The organism is Candidatus Synechococcus spongiarum SH4 (assembly GCF_000586015.1).
In the GTDB taxonomy this organism is placed as follows: Bacteria; Cyanobacteriota; Cyanobacteriia; order PCC-6307; family Cyanobiaceae; genus Synechococcus_B; species Synechococcus_B spongiarum_F.
This window is the reverse complement of record NZ_JENA01000063.1, coordinates 1-8,098: the sequence shown is the minus strand read 5'-3', so window position 1 is coordinate 8,098 and position 8,098 is coordinate 1. Positions and strand designations below refer to the sequence as shown.

9 protein-coding genes and 1 pseudogene are annotated in these 8,098 nt (G+C 63.2%); 6 read left to right on the top strand and 4 right to left on the bottom strand.

The annotated features are described in order from the left end of the window. Together BG35_RS0104385 and BG35_RS0104380 are read left to right on the top strand one after the other, a co-directional pair. Positions 1-2,140 (top strand): Calx-beta domain-containing protein (locus tag BG35_RS0104385; RefSeq protein ID WP_236619777.1); only part of this gene is annotated, 2,140 nt, incomplete at its 5' end. Between the two features lie 139 nt (positions 2,141-2,279). Then, on the top strand, positions 2,280-2,990 hold the full coding sequence (locus tag BG35_RS0104380) for a class I SAM-dependent methyltransferase (protein WP_025781866.1): 711 nt from the start codon (positions 2,280-2,282) through the stop codon (positions 2,988-2,990). Between the two features lie 219 nt (positions 2,991-3,209). Here the strand turns inward: BG35_RS0104380 and BG35_RS0104370 are convergent, their stop codons facing one another. The 4 genes from BG35_RS0104370 to BG35_RS0104355 all read right to left on the bottom strand — a co-directional run bounded on the left by BG35_RS0104370 (position 3,210) and on the right by BG35_RS0104355 (position 6,158). Next, a complete protein-coding gene (locus tag BG35_RS0104370) occupies positions 3,210-3,962 on the bottom strand; it encodes a hypothetical protein (protein WP_025781865.1) in 753 nt (250 codons plus the stop codon). A 69-nt stretch (positions 3,963-4,031) separates the two neighbouring features. Continuing rightward, entirely contained in the window at positions 4,032-4,418 is a 387-nt protein-coding gene (gene folB / locus BG35_RS0104365; protein WP_025781864.1) for a dihydroneopterin aldolase, read from the bottom strand. 6 nt (positions 4,419-4,424) lie between these two features. Then, entirely contained in the window at positions 4,425-4,790 is a 366-nt protein-coding gene (locus BG35_RS11505) for a hypothetical protein (RefSeq protein ID WP_025781863.1), read from the bottom strand. Between the two features lie 60 nt (positions 4,791-4,850). Continuing rightward, positions 4,851-6,158, bottom strand: a complete 1,308-nt coding sequence (locus tag BG35_RS0104355; RefSeq protein WP_034416995.1) for a glutamate-5-semialdehyde dehydrogenase — start codon at positions 6,156-6,158, stop codon at positions 4,851-4,853. Positions 6,159-6,901: 743 nt separating this feature from the next. On the opposite strand from BG35_RS0104355, the pseudogene BG35_RS14115 reads away from it, so the two are divergent. The 4 genes and pseudogenes from BG35_RS14115 to BG35_RS0104340 form a co-directional block, all read left to right on the top strand. Further along, a pseudogene (locus BG35_RS14115) lies at positions 6,902-6,973 on the top strand (hypothetical protein); the annotation flags it as partial. After that, positions 6,966-7,103 carry a hypothetical protein gene (locus tag BG35_RS11995; protein WP_236619776.1) on the top strand — a complete coding sequence of 46 codons (138 nt, stop codon included), beginning with the start codon at positions 6,966-6,968 and terminating at the stop codon, positions 7,101-7,103. The pseudogene BG35_RS14115 and the gene BG35_RS11995, both read left to right, overlap by 8 nt. A 38-nt stretch (positions 7,104-7,141) precedes the next feature. Continuing rightward, entirely contained in the window at positions 7,142-7,723 is a 582-nt protein-coding gene (gene purE, locus BG35_RS0104345; RefSeq protein ID WP_051506139.1) for a 5-(carboxyamino)imidazole ribonucleotide mutase, read from the top strand. Further along, the coding region (locus tag BG35_RS0104340; RefSeq protein ID WP_025781860.1) for a uroporphyrinogen-III synthase at positions 7,713-8,098 on the top strand (386 nt) is incomplete at its 3' end. The genes purE and BG35_RS0104340, both read left to right, overlap by 11 nt.

Here is an 8,098-nt window from a genome sequence, read left to right as displayed (position 1 = left end):
GAGCACCCCACCGGTGAGCACCCCACCGGCGAGCACCCCACCGGTGAGCACCCCACCGGTGAGCTTTGACACCGGCAGCGACACCGTAGCGGAGAGTGGCGGCACGCAGAACGTGGCGGTGAGCATCAGCCCCGCCCCCACGGCTCAGATCACGGTGGCCTACACGGTGACCGGCACGGCCACCCCAGGCAGTGACTTCTCCACCTCGGGTACGGTCACGGTGCCGGCCAATAGCGGCAGCGTCAACATCCCGGTGGCCATCACGGACGACAACGTGGACGAGAGCGCCGAGACGGTGATTCTCACCCTGACCAGCGGCACCGGTTACACGGTGGGCAGCGCCAGCGTTCATACCCTCACCATCGAGGATAACGACACGGCCGGGCTTGAGTTCAGCGCCCCGTCCCTGACGGTGGGCGAGGGGAGCAACGCCACGTATACGGTGAAGCTGGCCACCGAGCCCACGGGCACTGTCACGGTGACGGTGGGCGGCAACAACAGCGACGTGACCGTCTCTCCCGCCAGCCTCAGCTTCACTGCCACCACCTGGGACACTGCGCAGACGGTCACCGTCTCGGCAGGGCAGGACAACGACACGGCCAACGACAGCGCCACCCTCTCCCACACTGCTGCTGGCGGCGGCTACAACAGCGTCACCGGTGACGTGGCAGTGACCGTGACGGATGACGACACGGCCAACGCCGCCCCCACGAAGGATGCCCTCAGCGAGGCTGTGAAGGCGGGGCAGGTGCGTGTTGGCCGCACCATCACCCAGCAGGTGGTGAATGCCGTGCAGGGACGTTTCAGCGCCAATCCCCAAGCCGGTCTCACCCTCACCATGGCGGGGGAAGAGCTGACAGGCGCCACGCCGTTGGCGGAGAACGCAGGGGCATTATCCAAGGTGTTGGGGTTCGAGAGTGTGAGCGGCCAGCAACTGGCGCAGGGTTCTTCCTTCTCCTTCTCCCCCCGGATAGCAGCCGGGCAAGGGGTGGAGGAGGGGGCAACACCCCGGCTTGCCCTCTGGGGTGAAGGGGCGCTCTCCTCCTTCCGTGGGCAGGAAGCCACCCTCTCCCTGACTGGGGACGTGACCACCGCCCTGGTTGGAGCGGACTGGCGGACGGAGCGCTGGCTGGCTGGCGCTGCCCTCTCCCACTCCTGGGGCAACGGCGGCTACGAGGGAGAGGGGGACAACGATGGTGATGGAGACTTCAGCAGCACCCTGCTTGGCCTGTTCCCCTATGGCCGTTATGCCCTCACCCCCCGGCTGGGTGTGTGGGCCGTGGCCGGGTACGGCTGGGGCAAGCTCTCCGTCAAACCGGACGACGGGAGCAACAGGGAGTACCGGCCCGGCAGCACCATGGTGATGGGCGCAGTGGGGCTGGATGGCTTGCTGCTGGATGGCGGCGCCGAGGGGTTGAGCCTCACCACCACCATCGACCTGCTGAGCCAGAGGACCACCACCGAGCAGGTGGATGCTCTCTCCTCCAGTGAGGAGGGCAGCGTCTCCCTGCGGGTGGGATTGGAGGCGGTCCGCCCCTTCCCCCTGGCCAACGGCTCTTCCCTCCTCCCCTCGCTGGAGGTGGGCATGAGACAGGACAGCGGCGATGCGGAAACCGGCTTTGGTCTGGAGGTGGGGGCCGGTATCGGCTGGAGCGATCCACAACGGGGCATCAGTGGCGAACTCAAGGGCCACACCCTGGTGACCCATGCGGAGGAGGAGTTCCGGGATCAGGGCTTGACCCTCTCCTTCGCCTGGGATCCCTCCCCCACCAATCGCGGGCCCTCCCTCGCCCTGGGTCACACCATGGGGGTAACAACGGCAGGGGGTATGGATGCCCTCCTCAAGCCCACTGTTCTGGAGGGGTTGGACGACACCAGCAGCGGGGGGCAGCAGTTCGAGGCGGAGTTCGCTTACGGCTTCCCCGCCCACAACGACCGCCTCACCCTCACCCCAGGGGTGGCAGTGGCCCTCTCCGCGGATAGCAGGAGCTACGGCCTCCTCTGGTCCCTGGCCCCCTACTCCCAGCAGGGACGGACGGAACCTTGGGAAATCGCCCTGGAGGGGGAGCGGGAAGAAAGCAACTCCGCAACATCCCCTGTGGATCATTCTCTGGGGCTGCGCTTCTCCCTCCTCTTCTGATGATCCATCTGAGGGGCGCCGCGCCGCCCCTCTCTCGTCAGACCCCGCGGCGTTACGTCAAGGACGCCCCGGGGCGCGGCTCAGTACGCCGGATAGCGAGGCCACCGAGGGGAGCAGTACTGACCGCGCCAGGCTCCGGTTGACCCTGAGCCGCCCTAACCTGAAAAGTGGTACAATCAAGATCACCACGGAGGGATTGATGGCAAAGGAAGCTGCTGCGTTCTGGAATGGCATGGCCAAGCACTATGCTGCTTCACCCATCAAGGATATAGCGTCCTACGAGTTCACCCTACAACGCACCCGCTCTTACCTGAGGCCACAGGACAAGGTTCTTGAGATTGGTGCCGGTACGGGATCCACCGCCCTCCTGCTTGCATCATCGGTTGCCTATATTACAGCCACCGATCTTTCCACTGAGATGATTAAAATTGGCCAGACAAAGGCTGCAGAGCAGGGCGTACACAACATTGACTTCCTTGTTGATGGAGCCATGGCAGAGACGGTGAGCGGCCCCTACGATGTCCTTCTTGCCCACAATCTCTTCCATCTTCTTGATGATCTTCCGGGTGTTCTGAAGAGGGCGAATGAACTGCTGAAGCCCGGTGGCCTTTTGATTTCCAAAACTCCTTGCAAGCCGCAAGGACTGGGGCCAGCCAGTTATCGCCTCATGCAAGTTGTCTTGCCGATCATGCAACTTTTGGGCAAGGCGCCGTTCGTGGCAATGCGCAGCGTCCCTGAGTTGGAACGGCTCATCAGGGAGCAGGGATTCCAAATCATTGAATCCTGCAACAACCCCGTGAAAGATATTCGAAATTACATCGTAGCCCGCAAGACTGCTGGAAAGCCGTAAAGCAACAGACAATCTACCCAGGGAAACACTGGACAACCCCAAGACGCTCCCATACCGCTATCCCCGAACCGTTTTCCATCACTCCCCCACCCACTGGTTATTCCCGCGCAAGCGGGAATCCATATCCAGCGCCGACACCCCGGAGCCACAACTCCCACCAGCCAGCCACCAGCAGCCAGCGGAGCGAACCACGCCGGAGCATCTCCCCCTTCCTGGCCTTCACAGCCAGGGCTCCTGATCAGGATCATGGATCTCCCTGTCCTGGCGGTGGGGAGGCTGGCGGTGGGGAGGGTGCTCCCAAGCATCCCAAACCTCCTGCTCCGGCCTCCGGTCACCGTCCGGGGGATCGGAATCCCGGGGCAAAGGGCCGCGATTGTGGAGCCAGTCTTCCAACTGGCGACCTGCCTGAAAGGTGGTCTCCTGGAACCGCTCCCGCCACTGTTGACCGGCTTGCAGGGCCTGGGTGCGCAGGCCGGCCCGCGCCAACGGCAAATCATCCAGGGCGCCTGCTGCGGCCACCACCCGGCCCGGCTGCTGATCCAGAATGGCGTTCGGCTGCAAGCGCCAACGGCTGGCCCCCGGCAGGCGGGGATCAGTGCGGGCCACCAGATAGTGGCCAACGGCGCCGGTTCCGGGGCTCACCACCGCATCAACCACCCGCCCCAGGGCCAGGCCGTCATGGCCGTAGAGATGGGCGCCCATGATGGTGGGCAGCAAATCCAGGGTGCTCTGCTGGGTCCGGGCCGGAGTTTCGCTGACCACCGCCACATCCCCTTGCAGGTGACGCAACTGGTTGAGACGCCACACCGAGCGGGTGGGTCCAAAGCTGGTGGGGCGACTGGCCCAACCCAGCACCCGATGGGTCGGCGGGTGCATCCACACCTGGTGCCCCACACCATGATCAGCCCCCTGGTCGTCCTGAACCCTGGCCCGCAACAGGGTGCTCACCAGAAGTTCTCGGGGCAATGCCATGGCAATGGTGGGGCAGGGGAGGATGCCCCGGATGGTAGTGGGACATCATGACATCATCCTGCACCGTGCTCACCCGGCGAACCGCCAGCGCTCCACGCTGATGGATCCGTCAAAGCCGGGGATGGGGGGATGACATTTGCGCAGGATGAGCCGGATCGGGCAGGCTCCGTAGATCTCCCCCACCTGATCCAGGAGTTGTTCCGAGAAGCATTCCACGGTATGGCACACCACCTGCTCGGCACAGGCCTGGATGGCGGCAACGGTCTGGCCGTAGTCCACGGTGAGGGACAGATCGTCGGATCGGCCTGCGGGAGCCAGATCAAGCCAGATGGTGAGGTCCACGACAAACCACTGCCCCAGGCTCCGTTCTTCCGGCAACACCCCCACCCGCGCCCACAGCTTCAGAGCCTCCACATGGATCGCATCGCCACGGGTTGCAGGGGAGGTGTGGTTCATGGGTCTTCAATCCGCTGGTGATTGGTCCTCGGTCTTCAGAGCCATGCGGGCGGCTTCCCGAGCCCGATCAATCCCGAGCTTCGTTCCCATAAGTCCCATAAGAGTGGTAACAGAAATCCATACAAGAATCAATGGTTCTTCGAAGAGAGACTTCGCTTCCTGATCAGTGATTAACCCGCCCCAGATTAGTAGCATTGCTGTGATGATCGCCACGATGAACTCTGCACCCAGTTGGTAGAGAGACGGAGTGATGGTGCGTCGACTAACGGCATAATAGGCCCAATAGAAGGGAATGTAATGGGCTGCAGCCTGCTTCCATCCGTCCTTCTGTCGAGCTTCGTAGGCAAGTCGTCTCTTCTCCCCGGGAAGCATGGAAAAGCATTTCTGCCAGCATAGCCATGAAAATACCACTTCTTCGGAAGTAGAAATTTCTCAAGCCCCCTGGAGATCCCGATGGGTGAAGTGCTGGTTACCGGAGGCGAAGGGGGCTACGGTGTGGCCATGGCCACGGAGGCGGTAGCGGTAGGTCACCAACCCCTCCAGGCCCACCGGGCCTCGGGGGGGCATGGTCTGGGTGCTGATGCCCACCTCGGCGCCCAAGCCATAGCGGAAGCCGTCGGCAAAGCGGCTGGAGCAGTTGTGAAACACCCCGGCACTGTCCACGGTGTTGAGGAAGCGGGCAGCGGCCGCCTCGTCGTCCGTACAGATCACGTCCGTGTGGCGGGAGCCATAGCGGCGAATGTGGTCCAAGGCGGCCTCCAGATCCTCCACCACCCGCACCGCCAGGATCAGATCCAGGTATTCCTGTCCCCAGTCTTCCTGGGTAGCGGCTTCGGACACACCCAACGCCATGGCCTGCTCATCCCCCCGCAACGTGACGCCAGCGGCGGTGAAGGCTTGAATGGCCGGTGGCAGGAATTGCCGGGCCACACGGCGATGCACCAGGAGGGTCTCAATGGCGTTGCAGGCGGCGGGATACTGGGTTTTGGCGTCCAGCGCCACGGCGACGGCCATGTCGATGTTCGCCCGCTGGTCCACGTAGAGGTGGCACACCCCGTCGGCGTGGCCCAGCACGGGGATGCGGGTGTTCTCCTGGACGGTGGACACAAAGGCGTTGGAGCCGCGGGGCACGATCAAATCCACCAGTTCGTCCAGTTGGAGCAAGGCCATGATCTCCTCGCGACTGGTGAGCAGGTCCAGGCTTTCGGGGTCTACGGCACTGCTGGCCAGGCCGTCCTGCAAGGCTGTGACAATGGCCTGGCAGGTGTTCAGGGCTTCCCGGCCGCCCTTGAGGATGGCGCCGTTACCGGAGCGAATGGCCAGGGCCGCAATCTGGATCACCGCATCGGGGCGGGATTCAAAGACAACGCCCAACACCCCCACGGGAACGGTGACCCGTTCCAGTTCCAGTCCTGCCGCCAGTTGACGGTGCAGTTGCCGGTGTCCGATGGGGTCAGGCAGGGCGGCCACCTGCCGTAAGCCGTGGATACAACCAGCCAGCTTGGCCCCGGTGAGCTTGAGGCGCGCCACCAGGGGCGCCGCCAAGCCTTCCCGGGCGGCGGCCTCCCGGTCCACCGTGTTGGCTGCCACAATGGCGTCCCCATGGCGCTCCAGGGCAGCGGCCATGGCCTCCAGCGCACCGCGCCGCTGGGCATCGCTGCATTGGGCCAGGTCCAGCGCGCCGCGGCGCACCCGCCGGGCGCGGCGCAGGAGTTCCGCAGAAGGGCTGATCAGGGTCAAAGCGTGGGTGGGGCAGCAGCTTTGTAATCCTAGAATCGCCTGGGGAGGGGGTGCATGGCCAGGAGACCTTTCCAGGCGGAAAGATAGGGGTTGTTATGGACCTCACGAAAAATCACCGTTCCCCCATGGGCTTGGCCTCTTCTGCGATCCGGTAACCCTGCCATATAGATGCCCACCACAATCGGGGTTAGCCACACTGAAGATCAACCCCATTTACTCCCGTTGTAGCCTTTCAAGCGGGCTACGGTGGCCGCCATCAGACAACCGGGCAACAGCTATAATATCAACAGGAATCTCCATGGTGATACATCAGAGTATCCAGATCATCAGAAAAAGAACCAGAACAAGAAAAAGTCTACGATAGTATAGTCTTCCATAATCAAGGTTCCTCGAAGTTCAAGGCTTACTTGGCCAATACCGGGGGAGGGCTACCAATCAAGGGCAAGGTCAAGACTGTGGCAAGCAGCCTTGGGAAAATCTGGGGAAAGGGCATGGAGGGAAAATTCACCTTTATCTTACCATAAATCCTCTTATTCTGTCACATGACAGAATAAGGAATCTCCAGAGTAATAGGCCAGGGAAATTCTTTTCAAGGTCTGGCAACATCGTAAGTAAGAACCATATGGGACTGTTCAACTTAGTCTTATAGATAATCCCAATTAAGAGCCAAAAGACCGCAGTGGCATCGTTTTCAGGGTTTAGGTACTCATGTACGTAAGCCCCATTTTGATGTTCAAGATCAGGTGGGCAATGCACCGTTGCACGACGCAGCACTGCAGGGCCGTATGGAGATAGCCCAGGTTCTCCTTGAAGTTGGTGCTGATGTACACGCCGCCAACAACGCAGGCAAAACACCCCTGGACCTTTGCCCGGCAGCACGGCCATGGGAGCACGGCTGACGTGCTCCGGGCCGCCGGTGACCAGCAGGGTGGCGATGTTCCCTGAAGTAGCCTGCCCCGAGAACCCAAACCGGTAGGCGCCCCATGGATGAACCCAGCCGCTTCCCAGCCCGGAGTGGCGCACCCCCTGTGGGCATCGTGATGGGCAGTGATTCGGATCTGCCCACCATGGAGCCGGCGGCAGCCATGGTGCAACGCTTTGGGGTGGACTGCGAGGTGCGGATCCTCTCGGCCCATCGCACACCCCTGGAAATGGTGGACTATGGTCGCACCGCTGCCGAGCGGGGCTTGAAGGTGATCATCGCCGGCGCCGGCGGTGCGGCCCATCTGCCGGGGATGGTGGCCTCCCTGACGGTGCTGCCGGTGATCGGAGTGCCGGTGCGGAGCAAGGCCCTGGCAGGGGTGGACTCTCTCTACTCCATCGCCCAGATGCCCGCTGGCGTGCCCGTGGCCACCGTGGCCATCGGCAACGGGACCAATGCCGGGTTGCTGGCCTTGCAGATTCTGGCCACGGCGGACACCCGGCTCACCAGCCAACTGCGTCAATACCGGGACGATCTGGGGACCATGGTGCGGGAGAAGGATGCACGGCTCCGCCAGCAGCGCCGGAGCAGCCGCCCGGATCCGGCAGCCACCCTGACCCCAGGCCGTTCCCATGACGCCTGATGCCCCTTCTCCCCAGCCCCTGGCGGGACGCCGGGTGCTGTTGACCCGGGCGGCTGACGGGTCTTCAGCCGCCCGCACCCTGTTCAGGGCTGCAGGGGCCCAGGTGATCGAGTTGCCGGCCCTGGTGATTGGTCCCCCTGACGACTGGGGTCCACTTGATGCCGCGTTGCAGTCCCTGGAGCGTTTCCACTGGCTGATTTTCTCCAGCGCCAACGGGGTGGCGGCGGTGCGCCAACGGCTTGATCACATGGATCTGCGCCTGGATGAGGGGGTGACCCGGCCCCGGTTGGCGGCGGTGGGCCGTAAAACGGCCCGGTCCATCCAACGCCAGGGCTGGCCCATGCCCTTTGTTCCCCAAGACTTTGTAGCCGATAG

What these genes read in the sequence shown, in the direction of transcription:
- BG35_RS0104370 (WP_025781865.1), bottom strand. Translation starts at nt 3,962, where the DNA reads ATGGCATTGCCCCGAGAACTTCTGGTGAGCACCCTGTTGCGGGCCAGG.
- folB (WP_025781864.1), bottom strand. Translation starts at nt 4,418, where the DNA reads ATGAACCACACCTCCCCTGCAACCCGTGGCGATGCGATCCATGTGGAG.
- BG35_RS11505 (WP_025781863.1), bottom strand. Translation starts at nt 4,790, where the DNA reads ATGCTTCCCGGGGAGAAGAGACGACTTGCCTACGAAGCTCGACAGAAG.
- purE (WP_051506139.1), top strand. Translation starts at nt 7,142, where the DNA reads ATGGATGAACCCAGCCGCTTCCCAGCCCGGAGTGGCGCACCCCCTGTG.